The following is a 1,442-nucleotide window of genomic DNA, read 5'->3' on the forward strand; positions in this document are numbered from 1 at the left end:
GCGGCCCCTCGGGGGACGCCATCTCCAGCCTGCTGGTCCGGTTCACCCCGCCGACCCCCGCGACACCGTCGACAGGGAACGCGCGCGGCAGCACGGACGTACGGTTCTCCGCGCCCGACTGCCCGTCGGGTACGGGCTTGGCCCGCGGCGGTACGGCGTCGAGCTGCGCGTCGTCGAGCGCGGCACGCGCCTGACGCACCAGCGCCAGCATCGCCACCGCGTCGGCCGGCCGGGCCCTGGGATCACGGACGGTGGTGGCGGCGACCAGCCCGTCCAGCTCGACGGCGAGCGCCGGCACCAGCGCCGACGGCGGGGGCACGTCCTCGTTCAGATGCTGGTACAGCACCTGGGCGGGAGAACCGCCGCCGTGCGGCTTCGCACCGGTCAGCATCTCGTACAGGACAACGCCGCACGCGTACACGTCGACCCCGGCGCCTGACGCGTCGGACTCGATCTGCTCAGGAGCGAGATACGACACCGTGCCGAGCACGGTCCCGGTCGTGTTCGTCACGTCCCCGGCCGTCCTGACCAGCCCGAAGTCGGCGACCTTCACCCGGCCGTCGTCCCCGATCAGCACGTTCTCCGGCTTCATGTCCCGGTGCACGAACCCCGCGCGGTGCGCCGCCCCGAGCGCGGCGAGCACCGGCTCCAGGATGTCCAGCGCGGCCCGCGGCTGCAGCGCGCCGCGCTCCCGCAGGACGTCGCGCAGCGTGCACCCCGCGACGTACTCCATCGCCAGATACACGTACGCGCCCTGGGCGCCCTGGTCGAAGACGGCGACCACATTGGGATGCGCGAGCCGGGCCACGGACTTGGCCTCACGGATGAAACGCTCCACGAACGTCACGTCGGTGGCGAGGGCCGGATGCATCACCTTGAGGGCGAGAACCCGGTCGAGCCGGGTGTCGACCGCACGGTAGACCGTCGCCATGCCGCCGACGGCGATGCGCGCGTCGACGCGATAGCGGCCGTCGAGCACCTGTCCGACAATCGGGTCGTTGAGGGTCGTATCCACGCCGCGAGTCTACGATCAGGGTCGGACGGAGCCCCAGTCGCGGGCAAAGCGGTCGCAATACTGCAGCCGTCCCGTGACTCCTTCTTTTTTGGGCGCGTTCGCCTCCGGGGCGCTTTATGCCCCTGCCGACGGTCGACCGTGCTCGTTCCGCTCGTTCCTCACGGGCCTGTGCGCGCTCTCCCTTTCGACAGCGGCGCGCACACCCTTCTTTTTTCGGCTCGGTTCGCCTCCGGGGCGCTTTAAGCCACTGTCGACGGTCGACCGTGCTCGCCCCACTCGTACCTCGCGGGCCTGCGCGCGCTCTCCCTTTCGACAGCGGCGCGCCCCTTCGGCTCACGCCCCTCTTTTTTGGGGCTCGGTTCACCTCCGGGGCGCCTTGTGCCGCTGTCGACGGTCGACCGTGCTCGCCCCGCTCGTTCCTCGCGGG

The 1,442-nt window shown here is 71.3% G+C and carries 1 protein-coding gene; it reads right to left on the reverse strand.

Annotated features, from left to right (window positions below):
* A partial coding sequence (locus HY68_RS19620; RefSeq protein WP_198533306.1) for a protein kinase occupies positions 1-1,015 on the reverse strand: 1,015 nt, incomplete at its 3' end.
* Between the last annotated feature and the right edge of the window lie 427 nt (positions 1,016-1,442).

This window comes from Streptomyces sp. AcH 505 (assembly GCF_000818175.1).
Lineage (GTDB): Bacteria > Actinomycetota > Actinomycetes > Streptomycetales > Streptomycetaceae > Streptomyces.